At 69.4% G+C, this 18,107-nt stretch carries 15 protein-coding genes, 2 tRNA genes and 2 pseudogenes; 7 read left to right on the top strand and 12 right to left on the bottom strand.

Annotated elements, in window-relative coordinates; all coding sequences use genetic code 11:
- The 4 genes and pseudogenes from ACILR4_RS27485 to surE all read right to left on the bottom strand — a co-directional run.
- Positions 1 to 556, bottom strand: a pseudogene (locus tag ACILR4_RS27485) (sigma-70 family RNA polymerase sigma factor); the annotation flags it as partial.
- 123 nt (positions 557 to 679) lie between these two features.
- Positions 680 to 1,570, bottom strand: a complete 891-nt coding sequence (locus tag ACILR4_RS27480) for a peptidoglycan DD-metalloendopeptidase family protein (RefSeq protein WP_395704085.1) — start codon at positions 1,568 to 1,570, stop codon at positions 680 to 682.
- A gap of 25 nt (positions 1,571 to 1,595) precedes the next feature.
- Positions 1,596 to 2,417 (bottom strand): protein-L-isoaspartate(D-aspartate) O-methyltransferase, encoded by an 822-nt coding sequence (locus tag ACILR4_RS27475; protein WP_395704084.1) that lies wholly within the window; start codon positions 2,415 to 2,417, stop codon positions 1,596 to 1,598.
- On the bottom strand, positions 2,414 to 3,184 hold the full coding sequence (gene surE, locus ACILR4_RS27470) for a 5'/3'-nucleotidase SurE (RefSeq protein ID WP_395704083.1): 771 nt from the start codon (positions 3,182 to 3,184) through the stop codon (positions 2,414 to 2,416). Before surE ends, ACILR4_RS27475 begins: the two co-directional genes overlap by 4 nt.
- A gap of 169 nt (positions 3,185 to 3,353) precedes the next feature.
- On the opposite strand from surE, the gene ACILR4_RS27465 reads away from it, so the two are divergent.
- From ACILR4_RS27465 to ACILR4_RS27450, 4 genes are all read left to right on the top strand, one after another.
- On the top strand, positions 3,354 to 4,331 hold the full coding sequence (locus ACILR4_RS27465; RefSeq protein WP_395704082.1) for an NADPH:quinone oxidoreductase family protein: 978 nt from the start codon (positions 3,354 to 3,356) through the stop codon (positions 4,329 to 4,331).
- Between the two features lie 89 nt (positions 4,332 to 4,420).
- On the top strand, positions 4,421 to 5,158 hold the full coding sequence (locus ACILR4_RS27460; RefSeq protein WP_395704081.1) for a LuxR C-terminal-related transcriptional regulator: 738 nt from the start codon (positions 4,421 to 4,423) through the stop codon (positions 5,156 to 5,158).
- 196 nt (positions 5,159 to 5,354) lie between these two features.
- Positions 5,355 to 7,514: a sensor histidine kinase gene (locus tag ACILR4_RS27455; RefSeq protein ID WP_395704080.1), complete on the top strand. Its 2,160-nt coding sequence runs from the start codon at positions 5,355 to 5,357 to the stop codon at positions 7,512 to 7,514.
- A 41-nt stretch (positions 7,515 to 7,555) separates the two neighbouring features.
- Positions 7,556 to 7,631, top strand: a tRNA-His gene (locus ACILR4_RS27450).
- A gap of 73 nt (positions 7,632 to 7,704) precedes the next feature.
- Here the strand turns inward: ACILR4_RS27450 and ACILR4_RS27445 are convergent.
- From ACILR4_RS27445 to uvrC, 7 genes are all read right to left on the bottom strand, one after another.
- On the bottom strand, positions 7,705 to 9,636 hold the full coding sequence (locus ACILR4_RS27445; protein WP_395704079.1) for a SurA N-terminal domain-containing protein: 1,932 nt from the start codon (positions 9,634 to 9,636) through the stop codon (positions 7,705 to 7,707).
- Between the two features lie 134 nt (positions 9,637 to 9,770).
- Positions 9,771 to 9,846, bottom strand: a tRNA-Val gene (locus tag ACILR4_RS27440).
- Positions 9,847 to 9,871: 25 nt separating this feature from the next.
- Entirely contained in the window at positions 9,872 to 10,144 is a 273-nt protein-coding gene (locus ACILR4_RS27435) for an HU family DNA-binding protein (RefSeq protein WP_325422336.1), read from the bottom strand.
- 172 nt (positions 10,145 to 10,316) lie between these two features.
- Positions 10,317 to 11,180: a DMT family transporter gene (locus tag ACILR4_RS27430; RefSeq protein WP_395704078.1), complete on the bottom strand. Its 864-nt coding sequence runs from the start codon at positions 11,178 to 11,180 to the stop codon at positions 10,317 to 10,319.
- 52 nt (positions 11,181 to 11,232) lie between these two features.
- Positions 11,233 to 11,799 carry a CDP-diacylglycerol--glycerol-3-phosphate 3-phosphatidyltransferase gene (pgsA, locus tag ACILR4_RS27425; protein WP_395704077.1) on the bottom strand — a complete coding sequence of 189 codons (567 nt, stop codon included), beginning with the start codon at positions 11,797 to 11,799 and terminating at the stop codon, positions 11,233 to 11,235.
- A gap of 28 nt (positions 11,800 to 11,827) precedes the next feature.
- The gene (locus tag ACILR4_RS27420; protein WP_395704076.1) at positions 11,828 to 12,301 is read right to left on the bottom strand and encodes a hypothetical protein; all 474 of its coding nucleotides are present in this window, start codon (positions 12,299 to 12,301) and stop codon (positions 11,828 to 11,830) included.
- A gap of 49 nt (positions 12,302 to 12,350) precedes the next feature.
- Complete coding sequence (gene uvrC, locus ACILR4_RS27415; protein WP_395704075.1) at positions 12,351 to 14,315, bottom strand: excinuclease ABC subunit UvrC; 1,965 nt, start codon at positions 14,313 to 14,315, stop codon at positions 12,351 to 12,353.
- A 43-nt stretch (positions 14,316 to 14,358) separates the two neighbouring features.
- Between uvrC and earP the strand changes: the two genes are divergently transcribed.
- The 3 genes from earP (at position 14,359) to mnmC (ending at position 18,039) form a co-directional block, all read left to right on the top strand.
- Positions 14,359 to 15,393, top strand: a complete 1,035-nt coding sequence (gene earP / locus ACILR4_RS27410; protein WP_395704074.1) for an elongation factor P maturation arginine rhamnosyltransferase EarP — start codon at positions 14,359 to 14,361, stop codon at positions 15,391 to 15,393.
- A gap of 57 nt (positions 15,394 to 15,450) precedes the next feature.
- The gene (gene efp / locus ACILR4_RS27405; protein ID WP_395704073.1) at positions 15,451 to 16,005 is read left to right on the top strand and encodes an elongation factor P; all 555 of its coding nucleotides are present in this window, start codon (positions 15,451 to 15,453) and stop codon (positions 16,003 to 16,005) included.
- A gap of 105 nt (positions 16,006 to 16,110) precedes the next feature.
- Positions 16,111 to 18,039, top strand: coding sequence for an FAD-dependent 5-carboxymethylaminomethyl-2-thiouridine(34) oxidoreductase MnmC (gene mnmC / locus ACILR4_RS27400; protein WP_395704072.1), 1,929 nt, complete (start codon positions 16,111 to 16,113; stop codon positions 18,037 to 18,039).
- Here the strand turns inward: mnmC and ACILR4_RS27395 are convergent.
- Positions 18,017 to 18,107, bottom strand: a pseudogene (locus ACILR4_RS27395) (ribose 5-phosphate isomerase A); the annotation flags it as partial. The gene mnmC and the pseudogene ACILR4_RS27395 overlap by 23 nt on opposite strands.

Below are 18,107 nucleotides of genomic sequence, written 5' to 3'. Positions count from 1 at the left end.
CAGGCGCTGCGCGATGTCTTCGATGCGCACGCCACGGCCGGCATCGGGTCGAAGGGAACTCTGCGCTTCCAGCGAACGGCGCATCTTCAGCACCTGGTTCAGCTCGCGCACCACATGCACCGGCAGCAGCCGCACGAGCCGCGCCTGGTGCATGATCGCCTGCTCGATGCTCTGGCGCACCCACCACGAGGCGTAGGTCGAGAAACGGAAGCCGCGCTCAACTCGAACTTCGCAATCGCGCATCAGGCCGAGATTGCCCTCCTCGATCAAGTCGGGCATCGGCAGGCCGCGGCCGAGGTAGTTCTTCGCGATGCTCACGACCAGCGCAGGTTGCGCTCGATCATCGCCTGCCGCGCATCGAAATCGCCCTGGCGTGCGCGGGTCGCGGTCAGGAACTCTTCTTCGGGGTGAACAGCGGCGCGCGCCGGATGTCCCGCAAGTACAGCTGCAGTGTGTTGCCGATGTCGGCATCGCCTGCGGGAAGCTCGACGCCGTTGATCAGCCCCTCGGCGCCATCACCGTGGCCGTCTGGGGCCAGCGACCGGCGTTGCCGCATCCATCGGCGCGGCGGCGCGCATCGCGCCAGCTTCCTGCCCATGGTGCATCCCGTGGTCGGCCTGCGCGCATCGCGCGGCTTCAACTGCCCATGGTGCTGGAGCCATCTGCATGGCCGTGGGCTTCAGCGCGGCGGCAACAGCTGGCGACGGATCTCGAAGTGCAACTGCACCCGCTCGGCATCGCTGGAGCCCATCTCGGCAATCCTCTGTCCGCGTCGCACGACCTGATCCTCCTTGACCAGCAGGGTCTGATTGTGCGCGTAGGCGGTCAGGTATGTGTTGTTATGTTTGACGATCACGAGGTTGCCGTAGCCGCGCAGCCCGGAGCCGGCATAGACGACGCGGCCATCGGCGGCCGCCAGCACGGGGTCGCCGGCCTTGCCGCTGATCGCCAGGCCCTTGCTGCGCCCCTCTTCGAACCCACCGATCACCGGGCCGGCGGCCGGCCACTGCCAGTTCAGGTCATCGTCGCCCTCGCGCGACGCGGCAACCGGCGCAGCCGGCGCCGACGCTGCGGCCGGCGCCGAAGCGCCCCCGCTCGCCGAGGCTGCCACCGCCGTGGCCGATGCGGCCGACGCCGGTGAGGACGCCGCGGCCACCGGCGGCTTCGCGTCGAGCGGTCGCGCCTCGGCGCGTGGCGGGGCCACCGCACGAGCGGCCACGGCGGATGGATCGAGGCCCGGCGGCACCACGCGCAGCACCTGTCCGACTTCGATCAGGTTCGGGTTGTCGATCCCGTTCCAGCGCACGATGTCGCGCCAGTTCTGCCCGTTGTCGAGGCCGATGCGGATCAGGGTGTCGCCTGGCTTCACCGAGTAGTACCCGGGCTTGCCGGCGTTCTCCGCGCCAGGCAAGGGCTTCGCATCGGGCGCGGGCACCTGGGCGGTCGGCGCAGCACCGGCCTGCCGAGGCGATGTCGTGCGGTCTTCGATCGGCGCCTTGTGCTGCGACGAGGCACACCCCGCCATCAACAGCACCAGCACGAGACTCAGCAACGGCAGTCGATGAAGCATGTTGGGAGGCCAATGAAAGGCCATGTCAGAGGACGCCCGATTTTAGAGGGACGAAATGGACACCCTCGTGTTGCGAGCGCTGCCAGCCCGTGGCCGTGCGATCGACGACCATGAGGATCTGTCCGCCCGATGCGGCGTGGTGCATGGGCGCGACCAGCCGGCCCCCCACGGCCAGCTGATCGAGCCAGGCCTGCGGCACGGCGTCGCCGCCGGCGGCCGCGATGATGCTGTCGAACGGCGCGTTGGGGCCATGTCCCAGCATGCCGTCGCCATGGACCAGGCGCACGCTGTCGAGCCGCCAGGTCGCGAGGTTGGCCGTGGCCTTGTCGAACAGCGGGCGCAGCCGTTCGATCGAGACCACGCGTCGGCCGAGGCGTGCCAGCAGCGCCGTCTGGTAGCCGCAGCCCGTGCCGACCTCCAGCACCTTGCCGAGATGGCCGTGCCGGCGCGCCGATTCGCCGCCGTACAGCAGCTCGATCATGCGGGCAACGACCGAGGGCTTGGAAATCGTCTGGCCCAGGCCGATGGGCAGGCTGGTGTCCTCATAAGCCTGGCCGACCAGCGCGGTATCGACGAAGGCGTGGCGCGGCACCTGCAGCATCGCCGCAAACACCGGCTCGCAGCGCAGACCTTCGGCCCGCAGCCGCTCCACCATGCGTTGGCGCACCAGGGCAGAGTCGAGGCCGAGGCCACTGGGCGTGGCCAGGCGCGCCGCGTCCTGCGCGGCCTCGCGCAGCAGGCGCTGCGGCCTCAAGGGCTCGCGCGTTGCGGGCGAACCGGACTTGCTGCCAAGCTTGTCCAGCGGCAGCGGAAAGCGCGGGGCCGACGGACCGTGGCGACGCGTCATGCGCGCGGCCCGTCGCCCAGCCGCGCACGCCACTGCGGCAGCGTCGCATGCTCGGTCAGGTCGACCTGCAGCGGCGTGATCGACACGCAGCCGTTCGCGGTGGCATGGAAGTCGGTGCCCTCGCCCGCCTCGCGCGCATCGCCGGCCGGACCGATCCAGTAGATGGTGTCCCCGCGCGGGCTGGTCTGCCGAACCACCGGCTCACTGGCGTGTCGGCGGCCCAGACGCGTGACCCGCCGCGGCAGCTGGTCGGCATCGGCCCGATTGGGGATGTTCACGTTCAGCAGCCAGGGGCGCTGCGCGGGCGGGTCGGCCAGCACCTGCTCGACCACCGCGCGGGCCACACGGGCCGCGGCATCGAGATGTGCCCAGCCTTTGTCGACCTGCGAGAACGCGATCGACGGAATGCCGAACAGATAGCCCTCCATCGCCGCCGCCACGGTGCCGGAGTAGAGCGTGTCGTCGCCCATGTTGGCGCCCTGGTTGATCCCCGAGACCACCAGGTCCGGTCGCTGGTCGAGCACGCCGGTCAGGGCCACGTGCACGCAATCGGACGGCGTGCCGTTGACGACCAGAAAGCCACGCTGGGCCTCGCCCTGCGCCTCGAACACGGACAGTGGTCGATTCAAGGTGAGCGCATTCGAGGTGCCACTGGCATTCTGCTCGGGCGCGATCACGCGCAGTTCCCCCAGGCCCTGCATGGCGCGCACCAGCGCGGCCAGCCCGGGCGCGAGATAGCCATCGTCGTTGGCGATCAGGATGCGCATGTCAGGGCTGCCCGGCCGCACGCAGGCGCTGGTGCGCCCCCTCGGGGGCGGCGAACGAAGTGAGCGTCGGGATCCGCATGCGCGCGATTGTAGGCAGCCGTCACCCTGGTGACGTGTTGTGTGCGACCCGCTGCCTATGATCCGGCGCTTCGAGATGGAGACACCCGCCATGCAAGCCTGGATATGCGAGAACCCGATCGGCGTCGAAGCCCTGCAATGGAAGGAAGTGCCGACGCCCGAGCCCGGTCCCGGACAGGTGCGACTGGCCGTGCGGGCCGCGAGCCTGAATTTCCCGGACATCCTGATCGTCCAGAACAAGTACCAGTTCAAGCCTCCGCTGCCCTTCGTGCCGGGCTCGGAATATGCCGGCGTCGTCGATGCGGTGGGCCCCGGTGTCACGGCCTTCAAGGCCGGTGACCGCGTGGCGGCGCTCGCGGGCACGGGCGGGTTCGGCACGCATGCCATCGTGCCGGCAGACAAGCTGCTGCCGCTGCCGCCCGGCTTTGCCTTCGAGCACGCGGCGGCGTTTGCCTTCACCTACGGCACCTCGCACCATGCCTTGATGGACCGTGGTGCGCTGAAGCCCGGCGAGACCGTGCTGGTACTGGGCGCGGCCGGCGGTGTCGGCACCGCCGCGCTGCAGATCGCCAAGGCCGCGGGTGCGCGCGTGATCGCGGCCGCCTCGACCGACGAGAAATGCGCGCTGTGCAAATCGCTCGGCGCCGATGCGACGATCAACTACAGCACCGAGAACATCCGTGATGCCTTGAAGACGCTGACCGAAGGCAAGGGCCCCGACGTGGTCTACGACCCCGTCGGTGGCGACCTCGCCGAGCCGGTGTTCCGGTCGATCGCGTGGCGCGGGCGCTACCTCGTGATCGGCTTTGCCGCCGGGGGCATCCCGTCGCTGCCCTTCAACCTGGCCCTGCTCAAGGGCGCCTCGATCGTCGGCGTGTTCTGGGGCGACTTTGTCCGCCGCGAACCCCAGGCCAACGCCGCCTCGCTGGCGCAATTGAGTGCCTGGTACGCCGAAGGCAAGATCAAGCCCGTGATCGACCAACTGCTGCCGATGGGCCAGCTGCACGCCGCCTATGCCCGCATGAGCGGCCGCCAGGTGCTCGGCAAGGTGGTGTTGACGAATCCGTAAATGTTGGTGACAACCGGGCCGGCACTCCCCCTGGGCAGGGGGCCGGCTGCGGGCCATCTGCGCTAGCATCCCGCACGGGAGAAAACGCCATGGCCGTCAAGGTCCTCATACTCGAAGACAACCCGGTCGCACGCAGCTTCCTGTGCCGTGTGGTGCGCGAAAGCTTCAGCGATGCCATCGTCATCACCGAAGCCGGCGACCTGGAATCCGCGCGCCGCCAGATCAGCCTGACCGGCGGCCCGAGCGGCCTGCATGGTGTCGACCCGTTCAAGCTGATCCTGGTCGATCTCGAACTGCCTGACGGCAACGGCATGGAACTGCTGGCCGAACTGACGCAGTACCCGGCCACCAAGGTCGTCACCACCTTGTACTCGGACGACGATCACCTCTTTCCCGCGCTGCAGTGTGGTGCCGACGGCTACCTGTTGAAGGAAGACCGCTTCGAGGTGCTGGTCGAGGAGTTGCAGAAGATCGTGCGCGGCCAGCCCCCTCTGTCGCCTGCCATTGCGCGTCGACTGCTGACGCATTTCCGCAGTGGCTCGCGCAGCGACGGGCCGGCGCCCGATTCCGGCTTTGCACCCCTCGACTTCGGCGCACCGAGTCGTCCGGTGCCGATCGAGAAGCCGCCCGAGCATGACCGCCTCACCCCGCGCGAGAGCGAGGTGCTCACGTACCTCAGCAAGGGCTTCACGATCAAGGAGATCGCCAGCCTGATGGGCATCAAGTGGTTCACGGTCAACGACCACATCAAGTCCATCTACAAGAAGCTCAACGTGTCCAGCCGCGCGGAGGCGGCGGTACTGGCCACCAAGCAAGGCCTGGTGTGAAGTGGCCGGGCCTGGCCCGGCCCTTGGAGCGCAGGCCGTGAACGGCGCGTCGGCTCCGCCAGCGGCGGCCTCGTCCGCAACGGGGGCCGCGCCTGCGGCGCCCCCGGACCCTCAGGACAACGCGCCCGAATCGCGCCACGATTCAACCCTCGACTCGCGCTGGGTCGACCAGGCGTTGCTGCCACGCAATGCCTCGATGGCGCGCTGGCTCGGCTGGCGCCTGCGGATGCTGGTGATGCTGGCATTGCTGGGCAGCGTTGGCCTGTTCGCGGTGCTGCGGCTGCTGTCCGCCCTGCCGCACCTGGACGCTCAGTGGCGTCTCACCGGCGCCGGTGGCGTCGAACTGGTGGCCGCCGAAGACGCCCGCCTGCGCAGCAAGGTCGGACGCGTGCTGCAGGCCATCGAGCTGCCCGACGGCAGCCGCATCGAGGCCGACGCCGCCTTGCTGCAGCGCTCGCCGCGCTGGCTGGTGGCTGACGCCGAACGTGAGCGTCAGATGGGCTTGCAGCAGCGCCTGGGCGCGGCGCTTCAGCAGCCGGTGCTGAGCTTTCGCTTCGATGACCGCAGCAGCGTCGAGGTGTCGCCCCAGCCGCGCCGCTTCACCGGTCTGGGCCCCTTGTTCTGGTTGCTGTGCGGCCTGGCCCTGGTGCTGTACCTGATCGGCGTCGTGGTCGCACTGGCCAGCCCCAGCGTCGCCAACGGCATGTATGCGCTGGTCGCGCTGTGCCAGAGCGGCAACCTGTTGCTGATGGCCACCGAATCGCTGTGGGGCATCGGCGTGTCGCCCGGCTTCGCGCGCCTGGACCTGGTGCTGCGCACCTGGTGCGACCTGCTGACCATGGCGGCCATCCTGCATGCCTGCCTGATCCACCCGCTGCGCCTGCCGCGGGCGCGCTGGCTGGCCGCTGCCGGCTGGCTGCTGGCGCTGGGCTTCGGCCTGCGTGTCGCCACGGGTCCGCTGCCCAGCCAATGGTGGGCCACGCAGGGCCTGCTGATCCTGTACGGCGTGGTCGTGCTGCTGGTGCTGAGCTGGTCATACCGGCGCGAGCCACACCCGGTCTCGCTGGTGCTGCGGCGCCTGGGCTTCGCGGCCAATGGCACGCTGCTGCTGTTGACCCTGGCCGTCGCGTTGATCAGCCGCGAGGACCCTGCGCCCTACGGCGTGGCAACGCTGGGCTCGATGATCTGGTACGTGTTCTTCACCTCGCTGCTGCTGCTGGTGCCCTTCATGTCGCGCTCGCAGCACGTGATGCGCGAGTTCGCGATGCTGGCCGGCATCAGCACGGTGGCCACCTCGCTCGATCTGCTGTTCGTCGCCGTGTTCGCCCTCGGCCAGTTCGCTTCGCTGACCCTGGCGCTTTTCGTTTCGTTGGCCTTGTATGCCGGTGCGCGCCAATGGCTGGTCAGCCACTTCCTCGGCAGCGGCGTGCTCAGCGCCGAACGAATGTTCGAAAGCCTGTACCGCGTCGCGCGCGAGATCGAGGCAGCACCGCGCAAGACCGGCGACCAGTTGACCAAGCTGCTGCGCGAACTGTTCGAACCGCTGGAGGTGGTGCGCACACCGCGGCCCGTGTCGCGAACGCGGGTCGCGCCCGATGGCTCGACCCTGGTGGTGCCGGTGCCCCGCCTGCCCGGCGCAGCCGAGGGCGAGGAGGCCGCGGCCATCGTGCTGCGCTACGCGCGGCGTGGCCGGCGCCTGTTCACCAGCGAGGACGCGCGCCTGACCGACCGCGTGCTCGAACAACTGCGCCGCGCGGTGGCCTACGACCATGCGGTCGAACAAGGCCGCAGCGAGGAGCGTGCGCGCATCGCGCAAGACCTGCATGACGACATCGGCGCGCGACTGCTGACGCTGATGTACAAGGCCCAGAACCCCGAGATGGAGGAGTACGTTCGCCACACGCTGCAGGACTTGAAGACCCTGACGCGCGGGCTGGCCAAGTCGAACCACAGGCTCTCGCATGCCGCGGCCGAGTGGAAGGCAGACATCACGCAGCGCCTGAACCTCACCCACTGCGAACTCGAGTGGTCCTTCGCCGCCGACCGTGACATCCCGCTCACCGTGGTGCAATGGTCGGGCCTGACACGCGTGCTGCGGGAGCTGGTCAACAACATCATTGCCCATGCGCAGGCCAGCCAGGTCGAGATCCATTGCCTGCTCGAGCGCGGCCGGTTGACGCTGACGGTGGTCGACGATGGCATCGGGCGCGCCCCTGAGGCCTGGTCACACGGCCTCGGCCTGGGCGGCGTGCGCAAACGGGTGAAGCTGCTGGGCGGCGACGTGCGCTGGCGCGAGCGCAGCACGCGCGGCATTGCCTGCGAGGTACGCGTGCCTCTGATGGGCACGCGGCCCTGATGAAGCGCCCGCCGCTCGCGCTATACTTCGCAGCTTCGACGGTGGCTGTAGCTCAGTTGGTAGAGTCCCAGATTGTGATTCTGGTCGTCGTGGGTTCGAGTCCCATCAGCCACCCCAGGACAGCATGAAAAAAGCCGGGCACTGCCCGGCTTTTTCTTTGGCTGCGCCCGTGGCCGGCGCAACGCCGTTGTCAGCGGCTGGCCGCCGAAGCCGCCGCATCGGCAGCCAGCGCGGCGGCGCCCTTTTCCTCGACCTTGAAACGCTTGCGCAGTGCCTGGTAGTAGGCCTGCGACTCGGCCTGCGCCCACACCTGCGCATACTGGCCCTGCAGGCGCGGGGCGTCGGCCTCGACCACCTCGCGCGGCAGGACCTTGTCGATGCGCGCAACGATGAAGCCCTGGCCCGGCACTTCGACCGACACATAGGCCGGCAGCTTGCCCGCATCGGCCCGCAGCACGGCATCGAGTGCAGCGCGCGGCAGTCCTTCGGGCTTGTTGCGCGCGACCGTGGCCGCGGTCGGCAGTTCGCCCTCGCCATCCTTGCGCAGTTGGGCCAGGCGCGCATCAGCATCCTTGCGCGCCAGCGCGGCGGCCTGCTCGGCCTGCACGGCGGCGCGAACCTTGTCCTTCACCTCGGCCAGCGGCACCGTGTGGGCGGCCTGGTACTGCGTGACGTGGGCCGAAGCCAGTTGCTGCGGCCCGACCTCGACGGCGCTGGTGTTGCGCTTGTTCTGGATCGAGTCACTGGCAAACACCTGCTCGAGCAGCTTGGCCGAAGCCAGCACCCCGGTGGCACCCGGCGCCGCCGTGCGCTGCACCGTGGCGCTCTTCTTCTCGAGCTTGAGCTTGTCGATCACCGGTTGCAGGCTGTCGGACTGTTCGTAGACGGCATTGGTGAACTCTTCGGCCGCAGCCGCCCAGCGCGCCTGGGCCAGCTGCTTGCGCACCTCGTCTTCGACCGCAGCGCGCACTTCCTCGAACGGCTTCTTGTCGCCGCCGCGCGTGGCTTCGAGCTTGACGATGTGGTAGCCGAACTCGCTCTCGATCACGTTGCTGATCTCGCCGACCTTCATCGCGAAGGCCGCATCGGACAGCGCCTTCGACGCCAACCCATCCCGCGCGAAGAAATTCAGGTCGCCGCCGATCGCAGCCGACTCCGCGTCGTCGGAGTTCTTCTTGGCGACCTCGGCAAAGGTGTCGGGGTGCTTGCGCAACTCGGCCAGCAGCGCTTCGGCCTTGGCCTTGGCCTTCTGCTTGACGTCGGCCGAAGCGTCCGCGTCGGCCTTGATCAGGATGTGCCGCGCGCGACGCTCTTCCGCCACCTTGTAGCGCGCATCGTTCTCGGCGTAGTACTTGCGCAGCTCGTCTTCGCTGACCTTGATGCCCTTCTTGACCGACTCCATGTCGAGCACGACGTAGTCGATGGTCGCCTGTTCAGGCGCGCGGAAGTCCGCCTCATGGGACTTGTAGTAGGCCTCGATGTCGGCATCGCCCGGATTGACCTTGGGCAGGTAGGCCTGGTTGTCGAAGCGCGCATAGCGGATCTCGCGCCGCTGCAGCAGCGCATCCAGCGCGCTGCCGACCACCGCGTTCGGCGCGATCGCGCTGTCGGTCAGTGCGCGCAGCACCTGGCGCGTCTTGAGGTCCTGCGCCACACGGGCTTCGAAGGACGCCGCGCTCATGCCCTGGGCTTCGAGGATGGCCTTGTAGGCGGCGACGTCGAAGCTGCCGTCGGGCCGCTTCATCGTCGCGAGCTCGGGCATGGCCTGCAGCTCGCGCGCGATCCGGTCGGTCGACACGCTCAGGTGCGCACGCTCTGCGGCGGCCTGCATCACCCGCTCGCGCACCAGCGCCTCGAGCGTCTCCTTGCGTGCCTCGGGCGAGTCGAGCAACTTGCTGTCGATGTTCGGGAACTGCCGGCGCAGCCGCTCGCTCTGCTGGCGATGGGCCTCGTCCCATTCGGTCTGCATGATGGGCTGGCCATCGACCTTGGCCACCGTGTGCAGGTTGCCTTCATTGAAACGCGAGTAGCCCTGGATGCCGAAGACGACGAACGACGGCAGGATCAACACCAGCAGCAGCAACTGCAGCAGCTTGGTGTGCGACCGGACGAAATCAAACATGAATGAATGACCTTCAGGAGAACGTGCGCGCTGGCGATGCGGCCACGCCACGCGAAAAAGGCGAACCCAGGTTCGCCTTCTTGGTGATGCTGCTGGCCGCGCCGGTGACGGCAGCGGGACCGCGATTCTAGCGGTGGTGGGTGCTGAGGGGTTCGAACCCCCGACCTACGCCTTGTAAGGGCGCCGCTCTACCAACTGAGCTAAGCACCCGCTGGAACCGGATAGTCGCACCCGGTCAGTTGACGGCGTCCTTCAGGCCCTTGCCGGCACGGAACTTCGGCACCTTGGCGGCCTTGATCTTGATGGCGGCGCCGGTGCGCGGGTTGCGGCCGCTGCGGGCCGCACGCTTGCTGACGGCGAAGGTGCCGAAACCGACGATCGATACGCTGCCGTTCTTCTTCAAGGTGGTCTTGACGCCGCCAATGAGCGCCTCCAGCGCGCGCGTGGCGGCAGCCTTGGAAATGTCGGCCTGCTTGGCAATGTGCTCGATCAGCTCGGACTTGTTCACGAAGTTACCCCCTCTCAAGAGTGTCTCGACGGTGTCTCGATGGATTCGGTGGGACGGCGGCTCGGGGCCGGACGCCCGTGTACTGCCGGGTGATGCGCGGTGCTCCGCGTCTGCTTGATTACAGCGGTGGCCCCTGGCAGTGTCAAGCGCGAGGGCGCGATTCTATGCGTAATCAATCCCCGGACATTCCCCGTGCAGCAGGGGCGCGCAGCACCAGCGCAACCCCCAGCACGCACAGCACCATGCCGGCCAGCGCCATCGGTGCGAGGGTCTCGTCGAACAGCAGCCAGGCCAGTACCGCGGTGCAGGGCGGCACCAGGTACAACAGGCTGGTGACCCGCGTGGCCGCACCGCGCTGGATCAACCACATCAGCAGCGAACTGCCCCCCAGGCTCAGGACCAGCACGGACCAGGCCAGTGCCCCCACCAGCTCGGGATGCCACTGCATGCCGCTCGACTCGATCCAGGACAGCGGCGCACTGACAAGCCAGGCCGCCGCCAGTTGCACGAAGTTGCCGGTGCGTACGTCAGGCGCGCTCACATGGCGCTTCTGGTAGAGCGTGCCCACCGTGATCGACGCCAGGGCCATCAGGGCCAGTGCCAGATTGGCGGGCGTCACGATGCCGCCATGGAGCTTGTGGCCCACCACCATGCCCAGGCCCAGCAAGCCGAGCAACAGCCCGGACGCCTGCCAGCGGCTGACCCGATGCTCGCCCTGCCAGCTGACCCAGACGGCCGTAAGCAGCGGCTGCAGGCCGACGATCAATGCAACGGTGCCGGCCGACATGCCCAGGCGAACCGCGGCCCACACGCCGCCCAGGTAGCCCGCGTGCATCAGCACGCCGCTCACCGCCAGGTGCCACCACTGCGCCGGGCCGCGCGGCCAGGGCGCGCGCGCCAGCCAGATCCACGGGGTGAACGCCAACAGCGAGAGCGCGTAGCGCCAGCTCAGGAAGGTCAGCGGCGGCGCATGCGGCATGCCATAGCGCGCGACGATGAATCCGGTGCTCCAGATCAGCACGAAGACCGCCGGCATCGCAGCGACCCATGGGCGTCCAGGCGCCGACGAACGGGCGATGACGGACACCTCAACCGGCCTTGGCGCGAATCTCGGGCAGGGCCTTGCGCAGGTAGTACACCATCGACCAGATCGTCAGCACCGTGGCCACCAGCAGCAGCACCGTGCCCCACAGCCGCGTGTCGATCAGCCCGAACAGGTTGCCGTCGTACAGCAGGAACGGGATCGCCACCATCTGCGTCGTCGTCTTCAGCTTGCCCAGCATGTGCACCGCGACGCTGCGCGAGGCGCCGATCTGCGCCATCCACTCGCGCAACGCCGAGATCGCGATTTCGCGGCCGATGATCACCAGCGCGACGAGCGCATGCACACGCCCCAGCTGCACCAGCACCAGCAGCGAAGCGCAGACCAGGAACTTGTCGGCCACCGGATCGAGAAAGGCGCCGAACGCCGAGGTCTGGTTCAGCCTGCGCGCCAGCCAGCCGTCGGCCCAGTCGGTCAGCGCGAACACCACGAACATCACCGTGGCAATCAGGTTGCACAGCGCCGGCGGCCAGGGCAGGTAGAACACGCCGACGATCAGCGGGATCGCGACAATGCGCGCCCAGGTCAACAGCGTCGGCAGCGTCAGGAACATGCCGGCATTGTGCCGGACTCGCGCCGCATTACAGGTCGAGGCTGCTCGGCTTGAAGCGCCGGTCGTCGTTGAACAGGAACACTTCGGAGAATCGCCACGGCCGCGGCAGGTGGCGCACGTCGCCGAAGGGGGCCGCGCGGTGCACCGCATCGATCGCCAGCTGCACGGTGTCCGTCGCCTGCCTGGGCTTGCGCAGCACCTTGATGTTGCGCACGCTGCCATCGCCGTTGAGCTCGACCTCCAGCACCGGGATCGCCAGCAGGGGCTCGGGCACCGGACCGTCGTAGCTGCGCTCGCGGCTGGCGGCCACGATGCGCAGCGCGGCCAGCACGCGGTATTCGTTCCAGTCGCGGGCGCGGCGCGTTGGCGGCAACGCGGCCGCGGCTGGCGGCGCGGTCGTGGCCAGTGGCGTTGCCGCGGTCGCAGCGACCGGTGCCGGCGCTGGCGCGGCAGGTCGCGGCGCGGGCGCGGTGCCGCAGGCCGCGAGCAGGGCCGTGGCCATCAGGCCCGCGAGGCGTCGGCGCGAAGGGCTTCTGGCCTGGCTGTCCGGTTCAATGCAGTGCACGGTAGATCGTCTCCGCCAATTCATGCGAGATGCCATCGACGCTGGCCAGGTCGTCGACGCTCGCGGCCGTCACGCCGCGCACGCCGCCAAAGCGCTGCAGCAGGCGCGCCCGCTTCTTCGGCCCGACGCCGGCAATCTCCTCGAGGCTGCTGCCGCCAGTGCGCACCCGCGCGCGGCGCGCCCGCATGCCGGTGATCGCGAAGCGGTGCGCCTCGTCGCGGATCTGTGCCACCAGCATCAACGCGGCCGAGTCATGGCCGAGGTAGATCTTTTCACGACCATCGGCGAACACCAGCTCTTCGAGTCCGACCTTGCGGCCTTCGCCCTTCTCGACGCCGACGATGATCGACAGGTCCAGCCCCAGTTCGCTGAACACCTCGCGCGCCATAGACACCTGCCCGCGGCCGCCGTCGACCAGCACGAGATCGGGCATGCGCTGGCCGCGTACCGAGCCCTGCCCGGCGCCTGGCGCATCCGGGGCCGCAAGTGCCTCGGCCAGCTTGGCGTAACGGCGCGTCAGCACCTGCCGCATCGCGGCATAGTCGTCGCCGCCGGTCACGCCTTCGATGTTGTAGCGGCGGTATTCGTTGTTGCGCATCGCATGATTCTGGTAGACGACGCAGGAGCCTAGCGTCGATTCGCCGGCAGTATGGGAGATGTCGAAACACTCGATGCGAAATGCGTCGAGGTCCTGCACCGCGAGGTCCAGCGCATCGACCAGTGCCCGGGTGCGCTCGCGCTGCGAACCCTCTTCGGCCAGCAGCCGGGCCAAGGCGATCTCGGCGCCCTTGCCGGCCATCTCCAGCCACACGCGCCGCTGCTCGCGCGGCTGGTGCTGCGCCGTCAGGCGCACGCCGGTCTGCTCGGACAGCGCTTCGAGCAGCGCGGCATCGACCGCATGGCTCACCACCAGCGCCGGCGGCGGCGCGACGCCGAGGTAGTGCTGCGCGATGAAGGCTTCCAGCACCTGCTGCTCGACCGATGCGGCCTCCGCGCGCTCGGCCACCTCGTCGGCCGACAGCGCCGCGGCTTCCTCGACATGCGTCGGGAAGTAGGCCCGATCACCGAGGTGGCGGCCGCCGCGCACCATCGCCAGGTTCACGCAGGCGCGACCGCCCTGCACGCGCACCGCCAGGATGTCGACATCGCGGTCGCGCGCCGACAGGCTGCTCTCTTCCACCGACTGCTGGTGCAGCACGCGCGACAAGGCCTGGATCTGGTTGCGCACCTCGGCCGCGCGCTCGAACTCCAGCGCATCGGAATAGGCCATCATCTGGCCTTGCAAGGTGGCGATCACGTCCTCGGCATCGCCACGCAGGAAGCGCTCGGCGTGCGCCACGTCGCGCGCGTAGTCGGCCGGCGAGATCAGCCCGACGCAAGGCCCCGAGCAGCGCCGGATCTGATACAGCAGGCAGGGGCGCGAACGGTTCGCGAACACCGTGTCTTCACAGGTGCGCAGCCTGAAGGCCTTCTGCAGCAGCAGGATGGTCTCCTTCACCGCCCAGGCGCCGGGATAAGGCCCAAAGTACGTGTGCTTGCGGTCCACCGCGCCTCGGTAGTAGGCCATGCGCGGAAACGCGTGCGACACCAGCTTCAGGTAGGGGTAGCTCTTGTCGTCGCGGAACAGGATGTTGAACTTCGGGTTCAACGTCTTGATCAGGTTGTTCTCGAGCAGCAGCGCCTCGGCCTCGGTGCGCACCACCGTGGTTTCCAGGCGCGCGATGCGGCCGATCATGTGACCGATGCGCGTGCCGCCGTGGTCCTTGTGGAAATAGCTGGCCACCCGTTTCTTCAGGCTGCGCGCCTTGCCGACGTAGAGCACCTGGCCCTGCGCGTCGAAGTAGCGGTACACGCCCGGCAGGCTGGGCAGCGCCGCCACTTCGGCCAGCAGGCGCTCGCGCGTCGCTTCCGGTGCGGCTTCGGGGCTGGGGTCGATCGGCAACTCACTCATCGGCCCGCGATTCTGCCGTCGTCGCCACTTCGATAATCCGGTGATGCTTTGGGACCTGTTCTGCCGCGTGATCGACAACTTCGGTGACGTCGGCGTCTGCTGGCGCCTGGCCGCCGGGCTGGCGCAGCGTGGTGAGCGCGTGCGCCTGTGGATCGACGACGCCAGCGCGCTGCGCTGGATGGCACCCGATGGCGCAGCCGGCGTCATGTTGCACCCGTGGTTGCAGGCCGAGACCGATGCCGACCTCGTGCCCGGCGAGGTGGTGATCGAAGCCTTCGGCTGCGATCCGCCGGCGCGCTTCACCGCTCGCATGGCGCAGCGGCAGCCCGCGCCGGTGTGGGTGAACCTCGAGTACCTCAGCGCGGAGGACTACGTCGAACGCTCGCACGGCCTGCGCTCACCCCAGTTCAGCGGGCCGGGGGCGGGACTGGACAAATGGTTCTTCTACCCTGGCTTCACGCCGCGCACCGGCGGCTTGATGCACCCTCAAGCCCCGCCCCCGGATCGCCAGGAGACGCTCGCGGCCCTGCAGGTCGCCGTGCGGCCCGACGAGCGCTGCGTGCTGCTGTTCTGCTACCCCGGCAGCCCGCTGCGCGCCCTGCTCGACCTGCTGGCCGATGCGCCGACGCTGCTGCTGGCCGCAGCGGGCCCGGCCCAGTCCGAGCTCGCAGCCCAGCCGCTGCCGCCCGGGCTGCGCGCGCACGCCCTGCCCTGGCTGCCGCAGCCGCGCTTCGACGCGCTGCTGCACGCCACCGACCTGAATCTCGTCCGCGGCGAAGACTCCTTCGTGCAGGCCCAGTGGCCGGGCCGGCCTTTCGTGTGGCAGCTCTATGCCCAGCATGACGGCGCCCATGCGGCCAAGCTCGACGCCTTCCTCGACCGTTTCGACGCTGCCACCGGCCAGGCCGACCCCGCCTTGCGCGCGCTGTGGCGGGCCTGGAACGGGCTGGGGCCGTGGCCGGATCGGCTGCCGGCCGCGGGCCCCTGGACGCAGGCGGCCGCAGACTGGCGCGACCGCCTGATGGGCCAGGCCGACCTCATCACCCAATTGCAGGAATTCGTTGCGCGAAGACGCTAGAATTCAAGGCTTTGCTTCAATTCAGCAGGTCCGGGCTTCCGGACCAGAGGTCGACCCATGAAAATCGCTCAAGAAATCCGCGCCGGCAACGTCATCATGCAGGGCAAGGACCCCTGGGTGGTGCTGAAGACCGAATACTCCCGCGGCGGCCGCAATGCAGCCACCGTGCGCATGAAGCTCAAGAGCCTGCTGAACAACAGCGGCACCGAAGTCGTCTTCAAGGCCGACGACAAGATGGACCAGATCGTGCTGGACAAGAAGGAGTGCACCTACTCCTACTTCGCCGATCCGATGTACGTCTTCATGGACAGCGAATACAACCAGTTCGAGGTCGAGGCCGAGAACATGGGCGATGCCATCCAGTACCTCGAGGACGGCATGCCGGTCGAAGTGGTCTTCTATGACGGCAAGGCCATCTCGGTGGAACTGCCGACGTCGGTGGTGCGCGAAATCACCTGGACCGAGCCGGCCGTCAAGGGCGACACCTCGGGCAAGGTGCTCAAGCCCGCCAAGATCGCCACCGGCTTCGAGATCCCGGTGCCGATCTTCGTCGCCCAGGGCGACAAGATCGAAATCGACACCCGCACGCACGAGTACCGCAAGCGCGTCTGATGCGCTGATGTTCGTGGTCGGCAACAAGGGCACTTCGGTGCCCTTTTGTTTTGGCGCCGTGGCCAGCCGGCGTACGCTGCGGGCCCCTGCCCTTCACGCGCCCCGATGAGCTTCGGACCGATTCAGCCGGCACGCATCGACTTCACCGCGCCCGGTGCGCCGCGCGCGCCGGACTTCGACGACGTGTACCACTCGCGCGCTGGCGCGGCAGGCCAGGCGCGCCATGTCTTCCTCGGCGGCAACGGCCTGCCCGGGCGATGGGCCGGCGCGCCGCGCTTCGTCGTGCTGGAAACCGGCTTCGGCCTGGGCAACAACTTCCTCGCCACCTGGGCCGCCTGGCGCGACGACCCGGCGCGCTGCGAGCGCCTGGTCTTCGTCTCGATCGAGAAGCACCCCCCGCTGCAGGCCGACCTGCGCCGCGCGCAGGTCGCCTCGCCCTGTCCGGACCTGGCCGACCAGCTCGTCGAGGCCTGGCCGCCACTAACGCCTGATATCCACGTCCTGGAGTTTGCCGGCGGCCAGGTGCGCCTGCTGCTGGTGCTGGCCGACCTGCGCGACGCGCTGCCCGATCTGGTGCTGCAGGCCGATGCCATCTACCTCGACGGCTTCGCGCCGGCGCGCAATCCGCAGATGTGGGACCGCCACCGCCTGCGCGGCCTGGCGCGCCTGTGCGCGCCGGGCGCGACGCTGGCCACCTGGAGCGTCGCGCGCGAGGTGCGCGAGGGCCTGGCCCAAGGCGGCTTCATCGTCGAGAAGGCGCCGGGCTTCGGCGGCAAGCGGGACATGACGGTGGCCCGCTTCGCGCCGCGCTGGACCAGCGCCGCCCCCCCGGCACGCCAGCCCCTGGCGCCGCGCGAGGCGATCGTCGTCGGCGCCGGCCTGGCCGGTGCCGGGGTCGCGCGTGCGCTGGCGGCGCAAGGCGTCGCGGTCGAGGTGATCGAGCAGGCCGCGCAGCCCGGCAGCGCGACATCGGGCAACGCGGGCGGCCTGTTCCACGGCATCGTGCATGCCCACGATGGCGCGCATGCGCGCTGGCTGCGGGCGGCGGCACTGCGCGCGCAGCAAGGGCTACAGCCTTTGATCCGGTCCGGCGCATTGCCCGGCGGCTGTGGCCTGCTGCGTGGCGAGCGCGAACTGCCCCTGCACGCGATGCAGGCGCTGCTCGCAGCGCAGGCGCTGCCAGCCGACTGGGTGCAGGCGCTGCCGGCCGAGCAGGCGTCGGCACTCGCCGGACTGCCCGTGCACGGCGCGGCCTGGCACTACCCCGGCGGCGGCTGGGTCGCGCCGGGCCTGCTGGTGCAGCAATGGCTCGCAAGCCCGGGCATCGCGGTGCGCACCGGCGAGCCGGTGGCCGCGCTGCAGCGCGATGGCGGCGGCTGGCGCCTGCTGGACGCCGCCGGCCGCGTCATTGCACGCAGCGAAGCGATCGTGCTGGCCAACAGCCACGATGCGATGCGCCTGCTCGGGCCGCTGTGCCCCTGGGGCGAGAGACCCTGGCCCTGGCAATCGCTGCGGGGTCAGGTCAGCCTGCTGGCCGGTGTGCCGCAGCGTCTGCCGCTCGCTTTGGCCGATAGCGGCTATGCCCTTCAACTGCCGGACGGCCGGGTGCTGTGCGGCGCGACCTCGCAGGCCGACGACGAGGAGCCTGCGCTGCGCGAGGCCGACCACCGCACCAACCTCGCCACGCTGCAGCGCCTGACCGGCTGGGCGATCCACGGTGCCGCGATCAGCGGTCGCGTCGGCTGGCGGATGCAGACCGGCGACCGCCTGCCGCTGCTGGGGCCGGTGCCGCTGGCGCCGGCCGGCGCCGCCCGCGCGGGCCAGCGCCTGGACCAGCCACGCTTCCTGCCGCGCGAGCGCGGCCTGTACATCGCCGCCGGTTACGGCTCGCGCGGCATCACTCATGCCGCGCTGGCCGGGGAACTTCTGGCGGCCACCGTCACCGGCGCGCCCGTACCGGCGCCGGCCAGCCTGGTCGACGCACTGGACCCGGCCCGCTTCGCGGTGCGGATCAGTCGAAGGTCAGCGTCCTGACCCCCTGCTCGGTGCCCAGCAGGCACACGCGGGCGCGATGGCGGGCGAAGATGCCCACGGTCACGATG

This window comes from Aquabacterium sp., from assembly GCF_044226965.1.
In the GTDB taxonomy this organism is placed as follows: domain Bacteria; phylum Pseudomonadota; class Gammaproteobacteria; order Burkholderiales; family Burkholderiaceae_C; genus Pseudaquabacterium.
Note: the sequence above shows the minus strand (reverse complement) of the source record. Positions and strands in the feature narration are given on the sequence as shown.